This window comes from Acinetobacter sp. FL (assembly GCF_040744925.1).
GTDB lineage: Bacteria > Pseudomonadota > Gammaproteobacteria > Pseudomonadales > Moraxellaceae > Acinetobacter > Acinetobacter radioresistens.
Genome location: NZ_CP160437.1, coordinates 1,693,130 through 1,716,215 on the forward strand (window position 1 = coordinate 1,693,130; position 23,086 = coordinate 1,716,215).

General features: G+C 41.7%; 25 protein-coding genes. 9 read left to right on the forward strand and 16 right to left on the reverse strand.

All coding sequences use genetic code 11. The annotated features are described in order from the left end of the window. Positions 1-24: 24 nt before the first annotated feature. From rutC to rutD, 5 genes are all read right to left on the reverse strand, one after another. Positions 25-408 (reverse strand): pyrimidine utilization protein C, encoded by a 384-nt coding sequence (rutC, locus tag ABZP31_RS07950; RefSeq protein WP_005020003.1) that lies wholly within the window; start codon positions 406-408, stop codon positions 25-27. A gap of 34 nt (positions 409-442) precedes the next feature. Continuing rightward, a complete protein-coding gene (gene rutB / locus ABZP31_RS07955) occupies positions 443-1,183 on the reverse strand; it encodes a pyrimidine utilization protein B (RefSeq protein WP_367156778.1) in 741 nt (246 codons plus the stop codon). After that, on the reverse strand, positions 1,180-2,292 hold the full coding sequence (gene rutA, locus ABZP31_RS07960; protein WP_367156779.1) for a pyrimidine utilization protein A: 1,113 nt from the start codon (positions 2,290-2,292) through the stop codon (positions 1,180-1,182). The genes rutB and rutA overlap by 4 nt, the downstream gene beginning before the upstream one ends. A gap of 785 nt (positions 2,293-3,077) precedes the next feature. Next, on the reverse strand, positions 3,078-3,677 hold the full coding sequence (locus ABZP31_RS07965; RefSeq protein ID WP_248134556.1) for a malonic semialdehyde reductase: 600 nt from the start codon (positions 3,675-3,677) through the stop codon (positions 3,078-3,080). A gap of 20 nt (positions 3,678-3,697) precedes the next feature. Further along, positions 3,698-4,480, reverse strand: a complete 783-nt coding sequence (gene rutD / locus ABZP31_RS07970; RefSeq protein WP_248134554.1) for a pyrimidine utilization protein D — start codon at positions 4,478-4,480, stop codon at positions 3,698-3,700. Positions 4,481-4,760: 280 nt separating this feature from the next. Between rutD and ABZP31_RS07975 the strand changes: the two genes are divergently transcribed. Next, positions 4,761-5,294 carry a lecithin retinol acyltransferase family protein gene (locus ABZP31_RS07975; RefSeq protein WP_005019997.1) on the forward strand — a complete coding sequence of 178 codons (534 nt, stop codon included), beginning with the start codon at positions 4,761-4,763 and terminating at the stop codon, positions 5,292-5,294. 17 nt (positions 5,295-5,311) lie between these two features. Here the strand turns inward: ABZP31_RS07975 and ABZP31_RS07980 are convergent, their stop codons facing one another. After that, complete coding sequence (locus ABZP31_RS07980; RefSeq protein WP_228143414.1) at positions 5,312-6,055, reverse strand: hypothetical protein; 744 nt, start codon at positions 6,053-6,055, stop codon at positions 5,312-5,314. Positions 6,056-6,136: 81 nt separating this feature from the next. Next, positions 6,137-7,861, reverse strand: a complete 1,725-nt coding sequence (locus ABZP31_RS07985) for a glutamine--tRNA ligase/YqeY domain fusion protein (RefSeq protein ID WP_248134552.1) — start codon at positions 7,859-7,861, stop codon at positions 6,137-6,139. 167 nt (positions 7,862-8,028) lie between these two features. On the opposite strand from ABZP31_RS07985, the gene ABZP31_RS07990 reads away from it, so the two are divergent. The 3 genes from ABZP31_RS07990 to nfsB all read left to right on the forward strand — a co-directional run bounded on the left by ABZP31_RS07990 (position 8,029) and on the right by nfsB (position 10,051). Next, positions 8,029-8,538 (forward strand): peptidylprolyl isomerase, encoded by a 510-nt coding sequence (locus tag ABZP31_RS07990; protein ID WP_005019994.1) that lies wholly within the window; start codon positions 8,029-8,031, stop codon positions 8,536-8,538. An 18-nt stretch (positions 8,539-8,556) separates the two neighbouring features. Beyond that, the gene (locus ABZP31_RS07995; RefSeq protein ID WP_248134549.1) at positions 8,557-9,276 is read left to right on the forward strand and encodes a UDP-2,3-diacylglucosamine diphosphatase; all 720 of its coding nucleotides are present in this window, start codon (positions 8,557-8,559) and stop codon (positions 9,274-9,276) included. A 121-nt stretch (positions 9,277-9,397) separates the two neighbouring features. Then, on the forward strand, positions 9,398-10,051 hold the full coding sequence (nfsB, locus tag ABZP31_RS08000) for an oxygen-insensitive NAD(P)H nitroreductase (protein WP_005406443.1): 654 nt from the start codon (positions 9,398-9,400) through the stop codon (positions 10,049-10,051). A 137-nt stretch (positions 10,052-10,188) separates the two neighbouring features. Here the strand turns inward: nfsB and ABZP31_RS08005 are convergent, their stop codons facing one another. From ABZP31_RS08005 to ABZP31_RS08025, 5 genes are all read right to left on the reverse strand, one after another. Beyond that, positions 10,189-10,317 (reverse strand): hypothetical protein, encoded by a 129-nt coding sequence (locus ABZP31_RS08005; protein ID WP_005406365.1) that lies wholly within the window; start codon positions 10,315-10,317, stop codon positions 10,189-10,191. Between the two features lie 39 nt (positions 10,318-10,356). Further along, positions 10,357-11,211, reverse strand: coding sequence for a DMT family transporter (locus ABZP31_RS08010; RefSeq protein WP_248134547.1), 855 nt, complete (start codon positions 11,209-11,211; stop codon positions 10,357-10,359). Between the two features lie 88 nt (positions 11,212-11,299). Further along, positions 11,300-12,337, reverse strand: coding sequence for a class II fructose-bisphosphate aldolase (fba, locus tag ABZP31_RS08015; protein WP_005019989.1), 1,038 nt, complete (start codon positions 12,335-12,337; stop codon positions 11,300-11,302). A gap of 121 nt (positions 12,338-12,458) precedes the next feature. Next, entirely contained in the window at positions 12,459-12,758 is a 300-nt protein-coding gene (locus ABZP31_RS08020) for a hypothetical protein (protein WP_138000759.1), read from the reverse strand. A 139-nt stretch (positions 12,759-12,897) separates the two neighbouring features. Then, the gene (locus tag ABZP31_RS08025; protein WP_005019986.1) at positions 12,898-14,085 is read right to left on the reverse strand and encodes a phosphoglycerate kinase; all 1,188 of its coding nucleotides are present in this window, start codon (positions 14,083-14,085) and stop codon (positions 12,898-12,900) included. A gap of 139 nt (positions 14,086-14,224) precedes the next feature. Between ABZP31_RS08025 and ABZP31_RS08030 the strand changes: the two genes are divergently transcribed. From ABZP31_RS08030 to tehB, 5 genes are all read left to right on the forward strand, one after another. Next, positions 14,225-14,608, forward strand: a complete 384-nt coding sequence (locus ABZP31_RS08030) for a DUF2237 domain-containing protein (protein WP_005026254.1) — start codon at positions 14,225-14,227, stop codon at positions 14,606-14,608. Continuing rightward, positions 14,608-15,201, forward strand: a complete 594-nt coding sequence (locus ABZP31_RS08035) for a nucleoside triphosphate pyrophosphatase (RefSeq protein WP_005019983.1) — start codon at positions 14,608-14,610, stop codon at positions 15,199-15,201. Before ABZP31_RS08030 ends, ABZP31_RS08035 begins: the two co-directional genes overlap by 1 nt. A 31-nt stretch (positions 15,202-15,232) precedes the next feature. Beyond that, entirely contained in the window at positions 15,233-16,405 is a 1,173-nt protein-coding gene (locus ABZP31_RS08040; RefSeq protein ID WP_248134545.1) for a cupin domain-containing protein, read from the forward strand. Between the two features lie 169 nt (positions 16,406-16,574). Continuing rightward, a complete protein-coding gene (locus ABZP31_RS08045) occupies positions 16,575-18,245 on the forward strand; it encodes an FMN-binding glutamate synthase family protein (protein ID WP_005406265.1) in 1,671 nt (556 codons plus the stop codon). 76 nt (positions 18,246-18,321) lie between these two features. Continuing rightward, positions 18,322-19,191: an SAM-dependent methyltransferase TehB gene (gene tehB / locus ABZP31_RS08050; RefSeq protein WP_248114916.1), complete on the forward strand. Its 870-nt coding sequence runs from the start codon at positions 18,322-18,324 to the stop codon at positions 19,189-19,191. A gap of 115 nt (positions 19,192-19,306) precedes the next feature. On the opposite strand, the gene ABZP31_RS08055 is transcribed toward tehB, so the two are convergent. From ABZP31_RS08055 to ABZP31_RS08070, 4 genes are read right to left on the reverse strand one after another with little or no spacing between them, the layout of a single operon-like run. Further along, a complete protein-coding gene (locus ABZP31_RS08055; protein ID WP_005026265.1) occupies positions 19,307-20,338 on the reverse strand; it encodes an alpha/beta hydrolase in 1,032 nt (343 codons plus the stop codon). Next, positions 20,338-21,477: a YdcF family protein gene (locus ABZP31_RS08060; RefSeq protein ID WP_248134543.1), complete on the reverse strand. Its 1,140-nt coding sequence runs from the start codon at positions 21,475-21,477 to the stop codon at positions 20,338-20,340. The genes ABZP31_RS08055 and ABZP31_RS08060 overlap by 1 nt, the downstream gene beginning before the upstream one ends. Positions 21,478-21,484: 7 nt before the next feature. Continuing rightward, positions 21,485-22,567: a UDP-N-acetylmuramate dehydrogenase gene (murB, locus tag ABZP31_RS08065; RefSeq protein ID WP_248134541.1), complete on the reverse strand. Its 1,083-nt coding sequence runs from the start codon at positions 22,565-22,567 to the stop codon at positions 21,485-21,487. After that, positions 22,539-23,048, reverse strand: coding sequence for a low molecular weight protein-tyrosine-phosphatase (locus ABZP31_RS08070; protein WP_248134539.1), 510 nt, complete (start codon positions 23,046-23,048; stop codon positions 22,539-22,541). Before ABZP31_RS08070 ends, murB begins: the two co-directional genes overlap by 29 nt. Positions 23,049-23,086 lie beyond the last annotated feature (38 nt).

Here is a 23,086-nt window from a genome sequence, read left to right on the forward strand (position 1 = left end):
TTCTCAATATGGTCCATGATGCGATTAGCCAATATGAGCAACCGAAGCAATTTCAATCAGAGCTTCGGGTTTCACCAGCCCGCATTGGATACAGAAACGGGCTGGTTTTTCATTTGGGAAAAATTCTCTATAGACAGTATTGATGGCAGCATAATCTGCCCAGTCTTTTAAAAATATGGAATTAAAGGTCACATCATCCATCGTACCGCCCGCTGTCTCGATGACATTCTGAATAGTACTAAGTACATGTCGGGTCTGGGCAGCAGCATCTCCTACAAAGACCACCTCATTATTTGTGTCTAAGGGTAAGGTACCGGATACATATACAATATTGTCGGCCAAGGTTGCTGGAACGTAAGGCGCCAAAGGCGTACCGGTACCTTCTGGTATAATTACTGTTTTTGCCATGTTTCTTCTTCCAATTTTTTATTTAAAAAATAACTTATGCTGCTGAGCTCTGGGACTGTTTTTGACTAAAACACTGTTGCATGCTGGCTACATCAGAAACCCAGCCAAAAAAGGTTTCAACGTTATATAAAGTGGCTTCATGCGCTTCACGCGGACCAGCCTGATAGCAGGCATCATCAAGTAATACACCGAAGTATTCCAGGAAGAAGCCATCTCTTAAGGTGGACTCTACGCAGACATTGGTCGCAATTCCGGTGAATAATAAATTACGGATACCGCGTGCACGCAGCACACTGTCCAGACTAGTATTAAAAAAACCGCTATAACGAGGTTTATCGATAACAATATCACCCGTTACAGGCTGTAGCTCATCAACCAGCTCATAGTCCCAGCCGCCTTTAGCCAGTAATTTTCCCTGTAGCTCCGGCTGCTTACGCATGGTTTTCAGGGCATTTGACTTATGAAAATTTGGCGAACCTGCTCCGCCAGCTTCTACATAATGCTGGTCCCAGCCATTTCTGAAATAAATCACCTGAATACCTGCCTGATGGGCAATATCCACAGCTTTTTTAATTTGCTCAATGACTGGTTGTGTAGTAGATACATCAAAACCGGCCAAGTCCAGATAACCACCTGAACTGGCATATGCATTTTGCATATCCACAATAATCAATGCTGTCTGTTTGGGATCGAGCTTGATTGCTTCAGGAGCAGCATTCAAAATTGGTGCAGAATCTGAAGTAAAGTCGGCACATATTGCTGATTTCATATTCATGCGCTTTTCTCCAGTGCAGTGACCTGGCTTGGTACAGGGCTATCTACTTCAATACGACTTTTCATCAGTGGCTGAATTCGGGTTCCGAAATCTTCTATACCTTTTATAAAATCATCAAAAGTCAGAAGAATACCGTCTGTACCTTGAACTTCTGCAATTTCATCAAGCATGGCAGCCACTTTTTCATATGAGCCTACCAGAGTACCCATATTGATATTGACTGGAGATACACTGGAAGCCATGTGCCGTATATTGGTGTCATTACCCGAAATCTTGTCTTTTCCGCCTTGGTCCTGTAACCACTGGATAGCTTGCATGTCAGCCCCATTATTATAGTTTTGCCATTTTGCCTGAGCCTTCTCATCAGTTTCATCAGCAATGATCATAAACAGTACATAAGTCGAAACATCACGGCCTGTCTTATCTGTCTGTGTTTTTAGACGTTCATTAATACCGGCATAGGCCGTTGGAGTATTTAAGCCCTTACCAAAAACGAAATTATAATCAGCATACTTTGCCGAGAATGCCAGTCCTTCATCAGACTGGCCTGCACAGATAATTTTCATGTCTGCCTGAGGCACTGGCTTCACCTGGCAGTCATCCATCTTGAAAAAATCACCTTTAAAGTCAGAGTGGCCCGTTGCCCATAACTCTCTTAATACCTGCACATATTCTGAAAGATATTCATAACGTTTACCAAAGTACTCGTCTCCCGGCCACATACCCATCTGGCTATATTCTGGCTTTTGCCAGCCAGTTACTACATTCAGACCAAAGCGGCCATTAGAAATAGAATCAATTGTGGAAGCCATTCTTGCTACAATTGCCGGTGGCATAACTAATGTAGCAGCTGTTGCATAAATCTGGATTTTGGACGTAACCGCAGCCAAGCCAGCCATTAATGTAAATGTTTCCAGGTTATAATCCCAAAATTCAGTCTCCCCCCCGAAACCGCGCAACTTGATCATGGATAAAGCAAAGTCAAAACCGTAATGTTCAGCACGCTGTACGATTTCTTTATTCATTTCAAAACTTGGTTGATATTGTGGTGCTGTTTTCGAGAGCAACCATCCGTTATTACCAATTGGACAAAAAACGCCGACTTTCATATTCGTACCTCTCTTTTAAAACTTCTCGAGTAAAAGGACCAAGTACATCAGTTCTTCTTGCTTGTATTTTTATTAATGCAAGGTATATGCCAATATTTTTTATTCTTTAATATCAACATATTAATAAAAAATTGAGGTATTATTTTTTTTACCATTTAGTCTAAATAGGTGTATCAAAAAGTATCACGCGCACAAAATATGTGCATACAGTGCAAAATTTAAAGGCTTTTGAAAATAACTAATAAGATGAGTAGCTTTCATAGAATCTTAGACTGGCTCTATCCAGAATAGAAATGAATAACAGAGTTAAACCAAGTTTAAATATCAAGCGCACCATGACGTAAAAAACAGCGGTACATTACTCGCAAAGGTATTAAAATTATTTTTAAGATCTATCTTGAGTTGTATAAATATAGAGAAAATTATTAAAAATCAGAATTAGGGCAGTTCTATTAAATATAAATACTGTGAATAAAAGGAGTAATCTGTGCTTTAAAACGCAATACCACTGCAACAGTGGCTTTGTTAAGCTTTTTATGAAATATAAGTTTCTCAAGAAAATAATCGAAGCATACTAATAAATATAAATTAGATAAGGGCTCAAGAGTAGTATTTTTAATTAGATAGTGCATCAGGAACAGCAGTATAAGCATCCTTGATTAATCGCAGCAGAAATCTATTCAAAGCTAATTTTTTAACTATTAATAATTTATTTAAGATTTAGTATTTTGATTTTTTAGAATTACTCGAGCAGCAACAACCCGTATGTTCCTGCTCGATAGGCTTTAGAGTATTTTGCAGGTTTTTTCAAAATTTAGTCGAGGTAACCGCTCAAACAGTTTTTCTGTAGCTCCATAGCCAATATTAATCAGCAGGTTAGATTTCCAACTGGTACCTGCAAAAAAAGTTTCATCAATTAAAGCTGGATTAAAACCGGACATTGGACCGGTATCTAGACCCAAGCTCCGACAGGCCAAAATCAGATAAGCTGCTTGCATGGAACTGTTACGAAAAGCCGTTTCATATGCCAGTTCTAGACTTGAAGTAAACCATGACCGAGCATCTCCATGTGGGAAAAGTTCAGGCAGCTGCTCATAAAATTCTGCGTCATAAGCTACTACCACTGTTACAGGCGCGCTCATTGTCTTTTCCAGATTCCCAGATGATAAGGCCGGTTTAAGTTTGGCTTTGGCTTCGGCAGATCTGATAAACAAAAACCGCGCAGGTGAACAGTTTGCCGAAGTGGGAGCCATTTTCACCAGATCGTAAATCTGCATAAGCTGCTCATCGCTTACATCACGTTCCTGCCATGCATTATAGGTACGTGCTTCAGTAAATAACTGCTTGAGTACATCCTGCTCTAGGCCTTGCTGATAAATTGTCATTTTCTACTCCCTATATCAGATTAATCTGTTGTTTTAGTTAAAAATTTAATTAGTATCTCATTTACGCTTTGAGCTTGGGTTATGGTACTGGCATGACCGCCATTTGGCATTAATTCCAGTTCAGCATTTTTAATCAGCTTGGCAAGTACTAGCCCCCGTTGCCATGGCACCAGAAAGTCATCCTGATTGGTTAACACCAGAGTAGGATTTTGAATCTGACGCGCCACTTCAAAAGGTTGATAATTCTGTAATGCATGAAGCCGTTTAAAGACATTTTCTAGAGGTGCAAAAATACCGATCATTTTGTTTTCCTGTTCATTCAATTGCAGTGAATGTGCGGAAATCCAGGCAGGCGGATATAAAAATAAGGCCTGAGCCCGTATATAAGCTTCAATACCTGCATACCGAAGTAAAGCAATACGGGTACTAAAACACTTTTCAGTATGCGGATCGAGCCGGTCCCAAGCATTAATCAGGACCAGTCTATTGACCAGCTCAGGATAGAGCCGCACAAGTTCCATGCCTATAAACCCACCTAGGGCATGTCCTATAAAATGACAGTTTTGCTGCTGGTGCTGTTTTAAAATTTTTGCCAGCTGTTCTGCCAGATGCTGTATGGAATAATTTTCCGGTAATTCTGGACTCTGCGATCCTATACCTTCATGGTCATAGCAAATAACCTGAAAATATTCTCTTAATGCTTCAATCTGCGGCTGCCAAAAATTCGCGTGGCCACCTAGGCCCGAACTGAGCACCACTGTCTGAACAGAATGGTTTTTACAAAGATAAATTTCAACAGTCATACACTCATCTGCTTTAGTTGAATTGTTTTATTCCCAGCAAAAAACATACCAGTTTTGACCAAACGGTCAATTTTCCATGAAGCGTTAAATGAAAAGTATTTTTATTTTAAAAGAATTGTACAAGCCCCCCTTAACAGTTTTTTATATTTTCTAAAAAATCTGAATATTCAATAAAAGTATTAAAACGCGCTATATTGTGACAGCCTACACTAATTTTAGGTATAATCTTGACCCTGCTTTCAATAAAGTAATCCCAACGATTTATTGGAATAAAAACAATATGCAGTCACGACGCGTAAAACGCTTCACTGTTGGAGCGCATTTAATTGTTAAACATTTTGGCTATACTCACCATGGTATTTATGCCGGGCGTGGTCGTGTGATTCATTATTCTGGTTTTGCCCATTTATTTAAAAAACATCCTATCGAAATGACCTCACTCAAGAACTTTTCTCATGGCAAGAAAATTTCTGTACGCCACTATGAAGCTCCAAAATATAGTGGCCGCACGGTAGTTAGACGTATGCGTTCCCGCATGCATGAGAATCAGTATCATCTTATTATTAACAACTGTGAGCATTTATGTAGCTGGGCCATTACCGGGGTCGAGAGCAGCCCGCAAGTGGTGAAGATGATGAATCGTCTGACAACTATCGGTTATGTCAGTTCAATCATGAGCTATATGAACAGCATGATGATTACCGTGGCTACCACATCCTTTGCGCTAGTATTGTATATCAAGAAAAAACTGCGGGATAAGGCAAAAATGCAGATTCCTTCTTATCTCATCTATAAACAGGAAGAAAAAAAGTAGTCTAACGCTAACGGGTTTTATTGTTTAAATAAAATAAGTGGTTTCATTGCATATTGAAATAGCAATTGCAGAATGATTGCTGCAATTATGGCAAGGATAAGCGCAAACCAGAAACTCATATATGGCCATGCCATTACCAATATAAAAAAGAAAAGTACAAGCGAATATAAGCCCCGTACTGTACCTCGATATAGAGTAGTAACCGCATCGGCACCTTGTGTGATATGCGTAAAAACTGCCAGAATCGAACCAATAATTGGAAAAACTGCCAGTAATCCACTCCATGTTCCACCCACCAGATCAGCAGCCTGTGTAACTATCAGCGTGAATACACCACCTGCTAACATTCGTACCGGCAGATCTTTTGCATGAGCTGCAGGTCGATACACCCAATTTTTCCGAGGTAATAAGTACGGTGTGAAGATCAAACCGAGTAATGCTATACAAAGGGCAAGATAAATATTTTGTGGTAAAAGTACCAGAAAGCTAGAAATAACACTCCAAACCAGCGTTGCCAGAAGAAAAGTCATCCACCAGTTAAGTTTCAGACTTAACCAGCAATAAGCTATCCCAAAACTCAGTAAGGCAATTACACCGGTAACAGCTGCTGTCGCAGTATATATACCAAACCCAACCCCCTGCTCTAAAGCAACCAGCACCACTATCGGACCAGCAACTACCGGCATACCGGCCAATATGCCGGCAACCGTTGTTCCCCAGCGCCGACCGGCCAGACTGACCAGTAAGATAAAAGCAGGCACTATTAGCAGCTTTAACCATATCATATTTATATTATGCCCTTTAAAAAAAGAAGCCTCTTTCACAAGAGGCTTCTTTTAAGTTTATTTACCCGGTTTAAAACTGTCTCTCAAATCGAGAATTCTATTAAATACCGGTTTTTCAGGAGAATGGTCATAACGATCGGCCACAAAATAACCTTCACGCTCGAACTGGAAACGGTCTTCCGGTTGAGCTTGTGCCAGTGCAGGTTCAATTACAGCCTGAAGCACTTTGAGTGATTCAGGATTGAGGTTAGCCAAGAAGTCATCTCCAGTTTCCGGATCTGCTTCAGTAAACAGGCGATCATAAATACGGACTTCTGCCGGTATACCTTGAGTTGCAGAAACCCAGTGGATAACACCTTTTACTTTACGCCCTTCCGGATTTTTACCCAGAGTTTCTGTATCAATTGAACATTTCAGTTCTACTACCTCACCGCCTTCATCTTTAATAACTTCATCGCATTTAATGACATAGGCATGACGTAAACGAACTTCACCGTCTGGTATGAGGCGTTTAAAACCTTTTGGCGGCACTTCTTCAAAATCTTTACGGTCAATATAGATTTCGGATGTCAGCGGAATGCTCCGCTCACCCATATCTACATTTGGATGGCGCGCATGAACCAGATCCATGGCTTCTGCCAGATTAGTTAAAGTTACTTTAAGTGGATTTAGTACTGCCATACCACGTGCTGCACTATTTTCCAGTGACTGACGGATGCAGAACTCCAGCATTGCCACATCAACAATACCGTCAGTTTTCGAAACACCTACTCGCTTGCAAAAATCACGCAATCCTTCTGGAGTAAAACCGCGACGGCGCATACCCACAACTGTTGGCATTCGAGGATCATCCCAGCCATGTACATGCCCACCTTCTACTAGCTTACGCAGTTTACGTTTTGAAGTAATAGTATAATCGACATTCAGACGGCTAGATTCGTACTGGCGCGGTACAGCGGATGAGTCGACTTTCTCGACGACCCAATCATAAAACGGACGGTGGTCCTGGAATTCCAGAGTACAAAGTGAATGTGTGATGCCTTCAATCGCATCAGACAATGGATGGGCATAATCATACATCGGGTAGATTTTCCATTTATTGCCTGTTTGATGATGCTCAGAATGCAATACACGATACAGAATCGGATCACGCATGTGGACATTTGGTGAAGCCATATCAATTTTAGCGCGGAGTACCGCTTCACCTTCACTCAGTTCACCATTACGCATCTGCTCAAAGCGTGTCAGATTCTCTTCAACACTTGCATCACGATAAGGTGAGTTTTTGCCTGGCTCTACAAAAGAGCCACGATTTAACTTAATCTGTTCTGGAGTCTGCAAGTCTACATAGGCATCGCCCTGCTGAATCAACTGAAGCGCCCATGTATAGAGCTGATCAAAGTAGCTTGATGCATAACGCGGCTCACCTTCCCACTGAAATCCAAGCCATTTCACATCATTAGCAATGCCATCTACATATTCCTGCTCTTCGGCGTCTGGATTGGTGTCGTCAAAACGCAAGTTACATGCACCCTGATATTCTTCTGCAATTCCAAAGTTCAGACAGATAGCCTTCACATGACCAATATGCAAATAGCCATTCGGCTCTGGTGGGAAGCGGGTGATTACTTTCTGGGTACGCCCGGCAGCCAGATCATCACTAATGACCTGACGGATAAAGTCTAAGCCTGCCTGTTGTTGTTGCTGCGCTTGATCGACTGTGGCTTCATTATTTGGTGTCGGGTTATTTGGCAGGGATGAAACAACATCATTGGGCTTCATAATAGATAATTCACTTCTAAATCAAAAAATGAGGATAATTAAAACGCTATTCAGTTTTTTTAACAAAGAAAATAACGTTTTTACTTGCCTTGTAGTTTACAGTTTGCTTATGCTTCTCTCAACCAAAAAACCCATGGCATTTTTGTCCATGTTCAGGAGATTAACCAATGAGTTTTCCTCAAGTCGAATTAAACACCAATAAAGGTCGTATTGTTCTTGAGCTTAATACTGAAAAAGCACCTAAAACTGCTGAAAACTTCCTGCAATATGTTCGTGACGGCTTTTATGACGGCGTTATCTTTCACCGTGTGATTGACGGTTTCATGATCCAAGGTGGTGGCTTCGACGAAAACTTTAAAGAAAAAGCAACTCGCGATGCAATCGAAAATGAAGCAGATAACGGCCTGAGCAATGACGAAGGTACGATTGCAATGGCACGTACCCAGGCTCCTCACTCTGCATCTGCCCAGTTTTTCATTAACGTGAAAAATAACTCTTTCCTTAACCATACAGGTAAAACTGCTCAAGGTTGGGGTTATGCAGTGTTCGGTAAGGTTGTTGAAGGTATGGACGTTGTTAATGAGATTAAAAATGTCCGTACTGGTAACCGTGGTTACCATGCCGATGTTCCTCTGGAAAATGTTGTAATCGAATCTGCTAAAATTATCTCTGAATAATTTTATGCAGGACACCTTGTGACCTATCTGTTTATTTCAGATTTACATTTGTCACCTGAACACCCTCGACTTGTTCGGGGGTTTTTAGACTTATTAAAACATTATGCAAACCAGCATACCCAGCTCTATATTTTAGGAGACTGGTTTAATGCCTGGATCGGTGATGATTATTCTGCGCCTTGGCTGGATGAAATTGTTCAGGCTTTACAGCAGTTCCATCAAGCTGGTAACACTATATATTTTCAGGCCGGAAATCGTGACTTTGCCTTAGGCCAAAAATTCTTGGACCAGTTTCACGGTGTTCTATTGCCAGATATATATCAGTTGAGTATTGGTGCTTTAGCGTTCCGGCTAGAACATGGAGATGCACTTTGTACTGATGATATATCTTATCAACGCTTTAAAAAAATAATTCGCAACCCGCTTTTGCTGGGCTTTCTAAAACGTCTACCACTCGGTCTTAGACAAAAGCTGGCCAATGGATTCCGTCAAAAAAGTGCTGAGACCAAGCAGACCAAAGCTTATGAAATTATGGATGTTAACCAGCATACAGTTGAGCAGGTTCTGGAAAATTCCGATATTTTGATTCACGGCCATACACATCGCCCTGCAATTCATGAAATATATAATAAAAAGCGTATCGTGCTAGGTGACTGGAGAGAGCGTTCTGCTCAAATTCTGGAGATAAATCTGCTAGCAGAGCAAACAGAGTTAAAGTTGATAAGCTGGAATTATTAAACAAACAATATAATCCTGCTTCTTTAAGATAAAAATTGATTGAATTTACGAGTATTATTTAAAAAATATCGTATGATCAATCTCAATGATTTGAACCTAAATGCAGTGATGGAGTACATATATGGATCTGCTTGATATCGTACATAACCGCTATACGACTAAAGCTTATGACCCAACCAAGAAAATTTCACAGGAGCAGTTTGAACGCTTCCTGGAAATACTTCGTTATACTCCTTCATCAATTAACATTCAGCCTTGGCATTTCTTTATCGCTGATCATGAATCTGCCAAACAGCGTATTGCGAAAGCTCTGGTGGGCAAGTACAGTTATAACGCACCTAAAGTATTAGACTCTTCCCATACTATTTTATTTTGTACTAAAGCCGATATTACTGAAGAACATCTTGAGCATTTGTTAAATCAAGATGCAGCAAGTGGGCGCTTCAAGGATGAAACAGCCAAACAAGGTCAGAAAGACAGCCGTAGTGGTTATGTTGATTATTACCGCAATGAAAAAGGTAATGTCCAGCGTTGGGCTGAAAATCAGACTTTTATTGCTCTTGGGCAAATGCTATTGGCAGCAGGTATTGAAGGTGTGGACGCTACCCCTATTGGTGGATTTAATGAAGATATTATCAGTGCAGAATTAGGCTTAACTGAATTAGGCTTAGTTCCATCAGTATTACTTACATTAGGCTACCGCAGTGCAAGCGATTTTAATGCCAAGTTACCTAAATCACGCTTGGACAGAGAACAGATTTTTACCAAGCTATAAAATTCTAAATTGAGGAGAGGATATCTCTCCTTTTATAATTGTCATCATAATTTTATATAAAAATTTTAAAATCATTCAAAAACCGGAAACAAAAAACAATGTTACCTATTCCCAAACGTCTGCTTAAATTTAAATGTCTAGGTTGCGGCAGCATGTACATAGAACAAATAAATAGACGGCATATGCTTTCCTATCCAGCATGCCCAAATTGCCAGCAGCCAGGCCAGATACTTGGTAGTGTCAATAAACTGGATTACTTGCTTCATCCGGTAGCAGTGATAAAAACTTACTTACCTTAAAGCATATTACATGGCATATGCCAGACAGATTACTCCAGTCAATCCTAAAATTAAGCCGATTAATGTCGGGAGATTCAGTTTTTCTTTAAAGTACAGCAAACCACTCATCAGGCCCAGTAATACCACCAGAATATTCATTCCAGCAAATACAATAGCCGGGCTATCTTTAAGTAGCATATGGGCTTTAATGTACAGAGCAATATTACAAAAATTAAGCAAGCCCAAACCTGAACCAGCTAATATATTTTTTTGTGACCACCGGTTTTTTTGTAGAACCAGAAAACCGCTTGAGAGTACAAAAGAAAAGAGAAAGGCCAGATTTAAGGCCAGTGCAAATTGTAAGCCTAAGCCTGTGGTGTATTTTAAAAGAATATCCACCAACGCGTAGCCTATCCATACACTCAATAGAAAAACCAGACCTTTTTTATGATCGGAAGTCGTTTTTTCCTGAAAATGTTGACCGAATAATAAACTGATTACTGCGACTATTCCTAGACCTATACCCAGCAGTTTACTAATACTGAACTGTTCTTGAAATATAGAAAAAGCAGCCAGTAGAGATAATACAACAGACAGGCGCTGCGCAATTTCGGTTTTCAGGATTCCTGCGTATTGTAGTGATCTGGCCAAACATAGAAATATACCAGGCAATAGCATACCTAAAATAAAAATCAGCCACCACGGAGTGGTACTTAAAGAAACATGAGAAAAATCCGGTTTAAACCATATATAGCAAAGCACACTGGCAACTGCATAATTGACAGTAATCATTTGCAGAGCATCGAAACCGTGTGATTTGCCCCATTTTAAGAATATAGACACTGCCACACTGCATAAGGCCGCCCCAAAAATCAGTTCCATCTTGCCACTCTTAGCTTGTTTTACTTGAGCTTATAGAAAAAGCCCACATCTGTGGGCTTTTAAATATTATAAAACATCACGTAGTGAGTTATTTATAACGATCAACCATTTTTTCCAGTGAAATCGGACGGATTTTATCTGCATGGCCTGCCGTACCAAATGCTTCATAACGATCTACACAGATCTGTTTCATTGCATCAATAGTCTTTGCAAAGAATTTACGCGGATCAAATTCACTTGGCTGCTCAGCCATCATACGGCGCATTGCACCGGTAGAAGCCAGACGTAAGTCTGTATCGATGTTAATTTTGCGTACACCATGTTTGATCGCTTCTACTAACTGCTCAACTGGCACACCATAAGTTTCTTTGATATCGCCGCCGTACTGGTTAATAATAGCTAACCATTCTTGTGGAACTGAACTTGAGCCATGCATAACCAGGTGTGTATTTGGTAGAGCCGCATGAATTTCTTTAATACGGTCAATTGCCAGGATGTCCCCCGTTGGTGGACGGGTGAATTTATACGCACCATGTGAAGTACCTACAGCAATTGCCAGCGCATCAACATTGGTATCAGCCACAAAACTGCGTGCTTCTTCTACAGAAGTCAACAGCTGAGAATGGTCAAGTATCCCTTCTGCACCTACGCCATCTTCTTCACCAGCCATACCGGTTTCAAGTGAACCCAGACAGCCAATTTCACCTTCTACTGAAACACCACAAGCATGTGCCATTTGTACAGTACGACGAGTCACATCAACATTGTATTCATAGGAAGTTGGTGTTTTACCATCTTCACCTAATGAACCATCCATCATCACCGAGCTAAAGCCAAGCTGAATTGAACGTTGGCAAACATCTGGGCTGGTACCATGATCTTGGTGCATAACTACCGGAATGTGTGGCCATTCTTCAATAGCAGCCAGAATAAGATGACGCAAGAACGGCGCCCCTGCATACTTACGGGCCCCCGCTGAAGCTTGTACGATCACAGGTGAATTGGTTGCGTCTGCAGCCAGCATGATTGCGCGCATTTGTTCTAAATTGTTTACATTGAACGCTGGTACGCCGTAGCTATGTTCTGCGGCGTGGTCCAAGAGCTGGCGCATCGAAATAAGTGCCATAATATCCTCCCAGGTAATGCGGCCTATTCTACCCTGTCATTTATTTCAATTCAGCAACAAAACACATGATTTAAAAAAAAATCCCTGCATTTGCAGGGACTTTTAAACAAAAGCCTACAATTTACTGTATGGCTGTGCCTGTAGTAGCTGTTTCAGCTTCTGGTGCAGGCGTTTCTGCTGCTGGAGTCATAGAATCTTCAGCTGGTGCATTCGCTTGTTCAGGCGAAATATCTGTATTATTTTCATCCATGACTGGCTTGTCGATTGCATCAATTGCAGCTTGTTGTTCAGGAGTTATTTTTTCTTCTGCAGCAGGTGCATTTTGCCCCTGATCAGTTGCAGCTGCTTCTTCTTTCTTTGCACATGCAGTTAGTACCAGTGGTGCGACCAGCGAGATCACAAGCATAAATTTTAACTTCATTACCTTTACCCAAACAAAGAAGATCTAATGCAGATTATGTTATTGCACAAATATGACAGTTATATGAATCTAAAATGAAAACAGGCTGGACCAAGCCAACCTGTTTAAACTTAAAAAATTATAGAATCAGAAGAGTCTACTAGGCACGCTCTAGTAGCACGGCTACTGCTGGCAAGGTTTTGCCTTCTACAAACTCAAGGAAAGCCCCTCCACCAGTCGAGATATAGCCAATTTTGCCAGCGACTTCATATTTATCAATAGCTGCCAATGTATCTCCACCGCCTGCTATCGAGAAACCGGCAGACTCTGCAATTGCCTGAGAAAGCGTTTTGGTACCCTCTCCAAACTGGTCAACTTCAAATACACCGACCGGACCATTCCATAAAATAGTTTTTGAATTTTTAAGAATCTCTGCAAATGCCTGAGCTGTTTCTGGACCAACATCCAGAATCATATCATTTTCCGAAACTTCTGATACTTTCTTGACTACAGCTTGAGCTTTTGCCAATGAACCCAAGAAATCTTCAAAGTTAATTTCAGATGCATTAGCAACAACCACGTCAGTTGGCAAAGGGACAGAAACTTTCGCAGCAATCGCTTTTGCAGTGTCGACCAGGTCTGCTTCAAAAAGCGATTTACCCACGTTATAACCGGCGGCCGCCAAGAAAGTATTGGCAATACCGCCGCCAACAATTAACTGGTCACAAAGTGTGGATAAAGAATTTAAAACGTCGAGTTTAGTAGAGACTTTAGAACCTGCAACAATTGCTACCATCGGCTTTTCAGGTGTTTTTAGTGCACGGCCCAGTGCATCCAGTTCTGCTGCAAGCAGCGGCCCTGCTGCTGCAACCTTGGCAAAGCGCGCTACACCTTCTGTAGATGCTTCTGCACGATGCGCAGTACCAAATGCATCCATAACAAAGACATCACACAATGCAGCATATTTTTGTGCCAGCTCAGGATTATTCTTCTTTTCACCTGCATTGAAGCGTACATTTTCCAGTAAAACTACCTGGCCGGCCTGAACTTCAACGCCATCCAAGTACTCTGTAACCAACTGGACTTCCTGACCCAGTGCCTGAGACAGATAAGCCGCAACAGGAGCGAGTGACTGTTCCGGTTTAGGTTCACCCTCTACCGGACGACCCAGATGAGAACATACTATCACTGCTGCACCTTTTTCCAGCGCAGCCTGAATTGTCGGTAATGCAGCGCGTAGACGTGCATCGCTCGTAATCTCACCATTTTTTACAGGAACGTTTAAGTCTTCACGAATAAGGACACGTTTGCCTGTCAGGTCAAGGTCAGTCATACGCTGAAAATTCATGTAATACTCTCTTTATGTATTTAAAAATGCCATCGATTTTAAATGATTATACTTAAAAAGGTTAGCTTCTTTTGCATAAAAGCTAACGTTTGCCAAAGATTTGTTATGATAGATAAAGCCCGTCTATTTCCGAGTACTTATGTCTTTTCATCCTGATCCGAAGATTAACCGCTTAAATGTATTAGGTGAACCCTTGGCAAGCTGTTGCTATGATCCTATTACCGGATATTTCCGTAATGGTTTTTGCCATACTGCTGCTACTGATCTGGGCCAGCATACTGTTTGTGCACAGATGACATCTGAATTTCTAAGTTTTTCTCAAAAACTGGGTAATGACCTGATTACGCCCTTACCGGAAGTGGGTTTTCCCGGTCTAAAACCTGGTGACTTCTGGTGTATCTGCGTAACGCGCTGGGTTGAAGCCTATCAGGCTGATATGGCCCCGCCTGTAAAAATTCATGCCTGCCATCAGGCAGTACTCAGTTATGTACCTTTAGATATTTTAATGGATTATGCAATTTGATGAAGCAGCCTCCTCTTATTCTGGCCTCCAGTAGTGAGACCCGTAAAGCGCTGTTGAATCGTTTAGGCTTGCAGTATCGATGTATTTCACCAGATATTGATGAACTACCCCAAGGTGAGACACATGCAGATGAACTTGCAAGGAGACTGGCTTTTGACAAAGCTCATATTGTTGCCAGACTTTACCCTGAAGCAGTAGTGATTGGTTCCGATCAGGTAGCATGGCGGGAACATACACCCGATGATTTTATAGGTAAGCCCTTAACAGTTGAAAAGGCAGTGCAACAGTTGCAGGCCAATTCCGGGAAAACGGTCTATTTTAGTACGGGGCTGAGTGTACAGCAGCATTCCACAGGTTTTCAGCACACACTGGTAGAGCATTATCAGGTAAAATTCCGCACATTAAATCTGGCTGAAATTGAGCGATACATCGAACTGGATCAACCACTTCACTGTGCAGGTAGCTTTAAATGTGAAAGTCTGGGCATTAGTCTGTTTGAAAAGATGACGGGTAATGACCAGACAACTTTAATGGGCCTACCCATGATTCAGCTATGCCAGATTTTGCGCCAACTCGACTTCCAGATTCCCTAGCTAATTTTTTTAATATTTACAGGTTTTTTCTATGTCCCAACCTCTAGCTGTCTTAGGCGGTATAACTGCCGAACAATTTTTAAGTGAATATTGGCAAAAAAAACCGCTACTGGTCCGTAATGCCCTACCCGAAATTATCAATATTCTTGAACCGAACGATGTTAAAGAACTTGCGCTTGAAGAAAATGTTACTGCCCGTTTAATCAAGCAAAAAGATAAAGATTCTAATCAGTGGTCAGTGAAATCTTCTCCCCTGATTAAAGGCGATTTCCAGAAAATGCCAAAATTATGGACCTTGCTGGTTCAGGCGGTTGACCACTATTCATTTGACCTGGCAGCCCTATGGAAAAAATTTCCCTTTATTCCACAGTGGCGCCGTGATGATATTATGGTGTCTTATGCACCTAAAGGCGGTTCAGTTGGCAAGCATTTTGACTTTTATGATGTATTCTTGGTGCAAGGTTACGGTCACCGTCGCTGGCAGCTTGGGCAGATGTGCGATGCAGACACGGCTTTTGTTCCAGGTCAGCCTCTTAAACTGCTACCAGACATGGAGGTAAATTTTGATGAAGTACTGGCTCCAGGTGATCTGTTATATGTTCCACCCGGTCTATCTCACTATGGCATAGCAGAAGATGACTGCCTGACCTTTTCCTTTGGTTTTCGCATGCCTAATATTGCAGATATGATGGATCGTGTGAGTGATAAATTTTCTGAAGACCAGTTACTCAGAAATCCGCTAACCGATATTCTGCGTGACCAAGCTACAGCAGCAGGTGAGATTACACCTGTTGAACTTGAGTACCTTAAAACAGAACTGCTTGCCCGTCTGCAAAACTCTACTGTACTTGATGATGCTATTATCAGCTTGATGTCGGAACCGAAGTATCCGGAGAATATTCCTGAAGCGGAAGAGATCGGTACAGGTGATCTGGAAGAAGCTTTGGATCAGGGTTACATGCTAATGCTGGAACCTGCTTCACGCCTGCTTTATACAGATGAAGACAACCAGCTACTTTTTTGGGCAAATGGTGAAGCACTATATATTTCTGAAAGCTTTGCAGCCTATTTAAAGCGCCTTGCTGATGGTGAAATTCTGGTTCTTGATCAGAATTTAAATGATGAAGAAATACTTGAAGATATCGCACAACTATTGACTGACTCTATTTTGATGCTGCTTCCACCAGAAGAAGAGCAGAACTAATATTTATTTATAAAAAATAGCCAGACCTGTTCTGGTTATTTTTTTATCTGAAAAATTATCCCAGTTATCTTCTCATGTGACTGAGAATGAACAAAACTGTCATTGAGAAATACAGCCCGGCTTGGCAAGTTGAATCTATTGAAAAATATTAAAAGGAAAGCTGAATATAATGGCAAGCCCAGCACAAACAATACGTCATAAGCTCCTCAATACATTTTTCTCAAGACATTCAGTCTGGTTCCTGTGCATTCTGATCGCATTAGGTATTACCATGCTTAGGCTATTCTATGAGCCACATTATATTTATTACTTCGTTTCAGATACCTTGCTTAACAGTGTCTGGTTAATCACAGCTTTGCTCAGCCTGCTGGGTCTCTATGATGTTTTGCAGAATCGTCACTCGATCTTAAAAAACTATCCGATTATGGGGCACTTTCGCTATATCTTTGAAGATTTTCGTCCAGAGATCCGGCAGTATTTTATTGAATCGGATCATGATGCACTGCCATTTTCACGGGTACAGCGCAGTCTGGTATATCAGCGTGCGAAAAATGAAAATTCAGATAAACCCTTTGGCTCAATTTTAGATGTCTATCAGGCAGATTATCGTTTTATTACTCACTCCCTGGCACCTTGCTCACCAGCAGATCCGGCCACTTTTCGTATTCAAATTGGTAATGAGCAATGTACTCAGCCTTATAGCGCTTCAATTTTCAATATCTCTGGCATGAGTTTTGGCAGTCTCAGCGCCAATGCAATTCTGGCGTTAAATCAGGGTGCCAAGATGGGTAACTTTTACCATGACACAGGAGAAGGCAGTATCAGCCCTTATCATCTGGAGAATGGTGGCGATTTGGTCTGGCAAATTGCCAGTGGTTATTTTGGCTGCCGGACGCTTGATGGACAGTTTGATGAAGGAAAGTTTGCCAAACAGGCGCAACTTGAACAGGTTAAAATGATTGAACTCAAACTGTCCCAAGGCGCTAAACCGGGTCATGGCGGTATTTTGCCAAAGCATAAAATTTCTGAAGAAATTGCCCTGATTCGGGGAGTAAGTCGTGATCGTGACTGCATCTCTCCTGCTACCCACTCTGCTTTTCGTACACCGATCCAGATGATGCACTTTCTGCAAAAATTACGTGATCTTTCTGGTGGTAAACCAGTAGGCTTTAAGCTCTGTATTGGGCATCCATGGCAATTTATGAGTATTGTAAAAGCTATGCTGGAAACCAAAATTGTACCGGATTTTATTGTAGTCGATGGCTCAGAGGGTGGTACAGGTGCAGCACCAATTGAATTTAGTGATTACATTGGTACACCTCTGCGTGAAGGCTTACGCTTTGTACATAATACCTTGGTGGGTACCGGTTTACGTGATCAGATCAAGATTGGAGCAGCGGGTAAAATCGTCAGTGCATTTGATATTGCCAGTACATTTGCACTGGGCGCAGACTGGGTGAATTCAGGTCGGGGGTTCATGTTTGCAATTGGCTGTATACAGGCACAAAGCTGCCATACCAATCAGTGCCCGGTTGGGGTAGCTACACAGGACCGTGACCGACAAAAAGCTTTACATGTGCCCACCAAAGCTGAGCGGGTTTTTAATTTCCATAAAAACACTTTGCATGCCTTGGCAGATATGATAGCAGCAGCAGGCTTGCGTCATCCTTCGGAACTGGATGCACACCATCTGGCACAACGGATTAATGACCGGGAAATTAAAAATTATGCCCAGTTGCATTATTTTATGGAAGAAAATGCGCTTATTAATAACCAGCTTCAGGATAAAGAAAATTTTTATTACCGCATGTGGCAAATGGCCAGTGCTCAAAAATTCTGATCTGTAAAAAGCTGAGTACATACATTCTTCACTTGGCTAACTTGATCACCATAAAACTCTATCTGAGGAAAACACGATGAGTAACTTGCGCTGTTATAAACAAATGCCTGTATGGTCTAATAAAACCCTTCCTCAGAATTTCCGCGAGAAACATAATACTCAAGAAGGGACTTGGGCTAAATTGACAATATTGCAGGGCGAACTGGTATTTGCCATGCTATCAGAAAATGGTGAAATAATTTCTGAAGAAACTTTTAATGCTAGTCATCAACCTTCCTTAGTCTCACCTCAAACATGGCACAAAATTGTCTCTGCCAGTTCCGATATTGCCTGCCAACTTGAATTTTTCTGTGAGCCTGAGCGTTACTTTGAAAAGAAATATGGACTCATACCAACGCATTCCGAAATACGTATGGCGAGTAAAATTCTGCACAGTGCAGGTACCGCACTTGATCTTGGTTGTGGTAGTGGCCGCAATACACTTTTTCTCAGTGAAAAAGGTTTTGAGGTCGATGCATGGGATATTAATGAAGCTAGCATCAATAAGCTTAATGAAATTATTGATACAGAGAAAATTGATCATATTCACACTGAAATACGTGACCTGAACCAGAATCCCATTATTGAAAAACGCTATAACTTTATCTTTTCAACGGTTGTGCTGATGTTTTTACAGCCCGCTACTATTCCCCGACTTATAGAAGAAATGCAAAAAGCAACTCTGCCTGAAGGTTATAATCTGATTGTTGCGGCTATGGATACACCAGACTATCCATGTAATGTTGATTTCCCCTTCACCTTTAAAGAAGGAGAGCTCATTCGTTATTATACGGGTTGGAATATCTTACAATATAATGAAGATGTTGGTGAGCTACATCGGCTCGATGAGCATGGTCGCCGGATAAAATTGCGTTTTGCTACATTACTGGCAAAAAAACAGGCTTGAATATAAAAGCATACTATTCAATAAAAACTACAAAGCCAGATCATTACTCTGGCTTTTTCAGAAGATTATATGACGCTAAGTTTTATTAGTACTTAATGCCAGATCATGAGCTTATTTATTCATAATAGTATTTTGAAGGTCTAGCATGTAGAAATGCCGGAATCAGCCCGGTAAGTGCAGCCCGAATATCAGCCCGCTCATTAATGAGTTGATGCGAACCCTCTTCAAGCATAAGCAGGGTCTGTAACCGGAATTTTCGCCGGATAAATTCAATGTTATAACGCCAGTCTACCGTCTGGTCCAGTGCTCCCTGAGCAAGCCAGACGGGTATTCGGCAAGCCGGTCTCTGCTCCATTTCCTGCATCCACCGCGACATCGCCAGAATCCAGTCCATACCCATCATACGGGGCTGTAAGGGATCTTTTAAGCGAATAAAGCGCAGAAATTCCGGATTATGGTTATTACGCCGGAAATGTCGAGGCACTTGCCGCTTGATACGCCGGATAATACCGAGGCCAACCGGGTTATGCCACCATGCTGTTTTTGCAGGTCGAATGAGTGGAGATAAAAGCAAAATACGATCAACAATCGGATTACGGCGCTGCTCAGCATATTCGAGCAAATGATGCATCCAGATTGCGCCTCCCGTACTCTGTCCAATACCTAACCATGGTTGCGGCAACTGGTCCGCCTGACGGACATACTGATATACGGCCAGTAAAACTTGCTGATAATGATCAAAATTCTGGATATTGGCCGGCGAACCGTCACTTAAGCCATGCCCCGGCAAGTCATATGTTATTACGCTGAAGCCCTGTTCAAGTATTTCACGGATGATTGGCTGGTAAATGCCACTGTGTTCAAGATAACCATGCAGCAAACAGACCGTACCTTTAATTTCAGCAACTCTCGGTTTAAAAACCTGTACATGTAATCGAAAAAGTGGCATGGGAACATAACCCTGCCATTGGTCACAGTCCAGCAGATTTAAACCATAAAGTTTGCGATAAGCTAAAATATCAACTGAGGGCTCATACGGGCGGTTAAGATTTAATGGTTCTAGAAGCTGTGAAGTAATTTCACGGCTAGGTATAGGCAAGTCAAGCTGGGTAAGTACATTCGGATTTAAAAACGGGATATCTGACATTAAGGTACCTCCCGGCAGCCACTTGAGCCAAATAGGATATCGCGAATTGTGGCCAACATTTCGTAATTGGCGCGGCGACTGTGATCATAATTCTGCCGGCTTGGACGCCAGTCTGTTAATTTTGAAGGCATAGGCGCTTCAACCGGTATAGTTTCTATACCGTTTAGTGCAAATAAACGGCGTGTACGTGGCATATGATAAACATCCGTGATCAAGATTACTGTAGGTGCCCCACCTTTTTTCTGTAAAAGCAATGAACTGAACCGTGAATTCTCACAGGTATTCATACTGCGGTTTTCCAGTAATTTTGCTTCTACATTTCTTTCTTTTAGCCAAGCCTGCATATAAGGGGCTTCTACCCCGCTTAAAACAATGGGTAAATGGTATTGTTTTTCGACTTCCAGGGTTTTCTCGAGCCGCAAGCGGGTATATTTATTCACTACAATATCTTTCTGGTTATCAGCTAAAGTCAATCCGCCACCTAAAACAACAATTGCATAAGGTTTGCTGGAACTTGCCGGATAGACTGGTTCATTTTTTTCTTTTTGTATTTGGGCAATATCCTGATAAATTTCGCTTTCTAATGCCTCTTGCTGTTCAACTGGATGTGTCATCAGGAAATCTATATATTGCTCCATTAACACCTTATTCTCTGCGCTATTCAATTGCAGAAGCTCACGCATGTCTTCAACCGAATCGGAGACTGGCTGTTCTTGTTCCTGTCCTTTTTTATCAACAGATGGTACCAGTAATGGAATAACCGGTTGGTCGTCCTTATCGTTTTCTTCTTTTTCCTGTTCTTCAATAATAATTTTTTGCAATGCTTTATAACGGGCCTGTAGCGTAGGCAAATCCTGTGCATTCTGGTTTTGCATAGACTGCTCCATCAGTTTTAAATATGCCTGACGGGCAATCCAGAGATTTGAACCAGGCTCTAGTTCCTCATATTCGCTCAGGGCGGCCATTTCCTGACTTTTTGCTGCCACCTGGTTGACTTCTACTGGCACAAAAGTATTAAGAGCCTTGACCACCAGCTGCGAATAAAAAGGGGTATAGATAAAAACCATCAAACAGCCGAGCAGTACAAATATGCCTGCGGCAAGCTGTACTAAACGCACCATCCAATGATACTGAGCCATAAACTGTTTATTCCGTATGTGAGCAAATCTGGGCTATTTCATTATAGAGTACCGGTTCCGGCTCGAGCATGATGTTAAATTTCTGATAAACATCGTGCTGTACCGCGCCGTATGTAGCTTTGATATCTTCTAATGACGCTTCAGCATAGTTGACCAGGACCAGTGCCTGTTTTTCAAACATGCCTACCTGACCCAGACGCTTGCCCTTCCATCCTGCCTGCTCAATCAGCCAGCCGGCTGCAATCTTGGCCTGACCAGTCAACTGGGGGTAATGCGGTAGTCTCGGGAATCGCACTGCAAGTTTCTGATAAGCCTCATTACTAATCACAGGATTTTTAAAAAAACTGCCGGCATTAGGATATTGTGCCGGGTCAGGTAACTTACTTTGTCGAATATGAATAACCTGCTGTTGCAGGTTTTCGGCACTCTGATCACCTGCCATAGCCAGTTTCAGATCGCCATAGTTCAGCTTGAGCTGCGGTGTTTTTAATAACCTGAATGTTACATGGGTAATAATGTAGCGATTTGGCTGATCTTTAAAAATACTGTGCCGGTATGAAAAACCGCAATCTTTAGCACAGATCGAGTCAAACTGGCCAGTTTCACGGTCATATACTTGTACCGATTCAATAAAATCCCCAGCTTCTACCCCATAAGCACCAATATTCTGTACAGGTGACGCGCCAACTCGTCCTGGAATTAAAGCCAGGTTCTGTAAGCCATACAAGCGTTTTGTGGTGGTATAGAGTACAAACTCATGCCAGACCTGACCGGCACCCACCCTCAGGCTGCGGCTTTGTTCATCTTCATCTAAATACTCAATACCTTGAATATCAATATGCATGACCAGTGCATTAATCTTTTCAGGTAGAAGCAGGTTACTGCCACCAGCAAGTACAAGAATATTCAGCTGATTCTGGATAGCATATTGAACCGCAGCCGGAATCTGCCGAGTCTGTTCAATGTGAATGTAATGGGAAGCGACACTGTTAAGCTTTAAACTGTTAAAAGGTTTAAGTTGAATATTATTTTGAATCTGAATCACATCTAAACCTTTTAAATTACTGACCAAACTGATTTTTAAATACATTTATCCAGGCACGACTGCTTGATTCACACTGATCCAATACCCGCTCAAAACCATCAAGTCCGCCATAATACGGATCGGGTAAAGCCTGCTTGGAATATTCAGGGTCATGCTCACTCATCAGAGCAACTTTTGCACGCAGGCATGTTTCGCCATATTCAAGACCAGCTTGATGCATTACTGCTTGTATATCTTCAAGATTCTGATGATCCATTGCCAGAATCAAGTCAAAATCAAGAAAATCCTGAGCCTTTAACTGACGAGCTCTTAACATTGAGAGATCATAACCACGTTTTTTGGCATGCTTCTGACTCCGTTGGTCAGGTGCTTTACCTGGATGATAATTACTGGTGCCAGCTGAATCAACGATTACATTTAACTGATGCTCGTCACAATAATGCCTCAGGACAATTTCCGCTGTGGGAGAGCGGCAAATATTTCCTAAACAGACACACAACACCTTATACGGCGCTTTGGACGACATAACGACCTCAAGTACAGCTTTCTTTTGAAGAGTCTTAT

What these genes read in the sequence shown, in the direction of transcription:
- ABZP31_RS07965 (WP_248134556.1), bottom strand. Translation starts at nt 3,677, where the DNA reads ATGACAATTTATCAGCAAGGCCTAGAGCAGGATGTACTCAAGCAGTTA.
- ABZP31_RS08045 (WP_005406265.1), top strand. Translation starts at nt 16,575, where the DNA reads ATGGCAAGCCCAGCACAAACAATACGTCATAAGCTCCTCAATACATTT.
- rutC (WP_005020003.1), bottom strand. Translation starts at nt 408, where the DNA reads ATGGCAAAAACAGTAATTATACCAGAAGGTACCGGTACGCCTTTGGCG.
- nfsB (WP_005406443.1), top strand. Translation starts at nt 9,398, where the DNA reads ATGGATCTGCTTGATATCGTACATAACCGCTATACGACTAAAGCTTAT.
- rutB (WP_367156778.1), bottom strand. Translation starts at nt 1,183, where the DNA reads ATGAATATGAAATCAGCAATATGTGCCGACTTTACTTCAGATTCTGCA.
- ABZP31_RS08010 (WP_248134547.1), bottom strand. Translation starts at nt 11,211, where the DNA reads ATGGAACTGATTTTTGGGGCGGCCTTATGCAGTGTGGCAGTGTCTATA.
- ABZP31_RS07975 (WP_005019997.1), top strand. Translation starts at nt 4,761, where the DNA reads ATGCAGTCACGACGCGTAAAACGCTTCACTGTTGGAGCGCATTTAATT.
- fba (WP_005019989.1), bottom strand. Translation starts at nt 12,337, where the DNA reads ATGGCACTTATTTCGATGCGCCAGCTCTTGGACCACGCCGCAGAACAT.
- murB (WP_248134541.1), bottom strand. Translation starts at nt 22,567, where the DNA reads ATGTATTTAAAAATCAGTTTGGTCAGTAATTTAAAAGGTTTAGATGTG.
- ABZP31_RS08035 (WP_005019983.1), top strand. Translation starts at nt 14,608, where the DNA reads ATGAAGCAGCCTCCTCTTATTCTGGCCTCCAGTAGTGAGACCCGTAAA.
- tehB (WP_248114916.1), top strand. Translation starts at nt 18,322, where the DNA reads ATGAGTAACTTGCGCTGTTATAAACAAATGCCTGTATGGTCTAATAAA.
- ABZP31_RS08055 (WP_005026265.1), bottom strand. Translation starts at nt 20,338, where the DNA reads ATGTCAGATATCCCGTTTTTAAATCCGAATGTACTTACCCAGCTTGAC.
- ABZP31_RS08040 (WP_248134545.1), top strand. Translation starts at nt 15,233, where the DNA reads ATGTCCCAACCTCTAGCTGTCTTAGGCGGTATAACTGCCGAACAATTT.
- ABZP31_RS08005 (WP_005406365.1), bottom strand. Translation starts at nt 10,317, where the DNA reads ATGAAGCAAGTAATCCAGTTTATTGACACTACCAAGTATCTGGCCTGG.
- ABZP31_RS08030 (WP_005026254.1), top strand. Translation starts at nt 14,225, where the DNA reads ATGTCTTTTCATCCTGATCCGAAGATTAACCGCTTAAATGTATTAGGT.
- ABZP31_RS08070 (WP_248134539.1), bottom strand. Translation starts at nt 23,048, where the DNA reads ATGTCGTCCAAAGCGCCGTATAAGGTGTTGTGTGTCTGTTTAGGAAAT.
- ABZP31_RS07990 (WP_005019994.1), top strand. Translation starts at nt 8,029, where the DNA reads ATGAGTTTTCCTCAAGTCGAATTAAACACCAATAAAGGTCGTATTGTT.
- ABZP31_RS08060 (WP_248134543.1), bottom strand. Translation starts at nt 21,477, where the DNA reads ATGGCTCAGTATCATTGGATGGTGCGTTTAGTACAGCTTGCCGCAGGC.
- rutA (WP_367156779.1), bottom strand. Translation starts at nt 2,292, where the DNA reads ATGAAAGTCGGCGTTTTTTGTCCAATTGGTAATAACGGATGGTTGCTC.
- ABZP31_RS07985 (WP_248134552.1), bottom strand. Translation starts at nt 7,861, where the DNA reads ATGAAGCCCAATGATGTTGTTTCATCCCTGCCAAATAACCCGACACCA.
- rutD (WP_248134554.1), bottom strand. Translation starts at nt 4,480, where the DNA reads ATGACTGTTGAAATTTATCTTTGTAAAAACCATTCTGTTCAGACAGTG.
- ABZP31_RS08025 (WP_005019986.1), bottom strand. Translation starts at nt 14,085, where the DNA reads ATGAATTTTCAGCGTATGACTGACCTTGACCTGACAGGCAAACGTGTC.
- ABZP31_RS08020 (WP_138000759.1), bottom strand. Translation starts at nt 12,758, where the DNA reads ATGAAGTTAAAATTTATGCTTGTGATCTCGCTGGTCGCACCACTGGTA.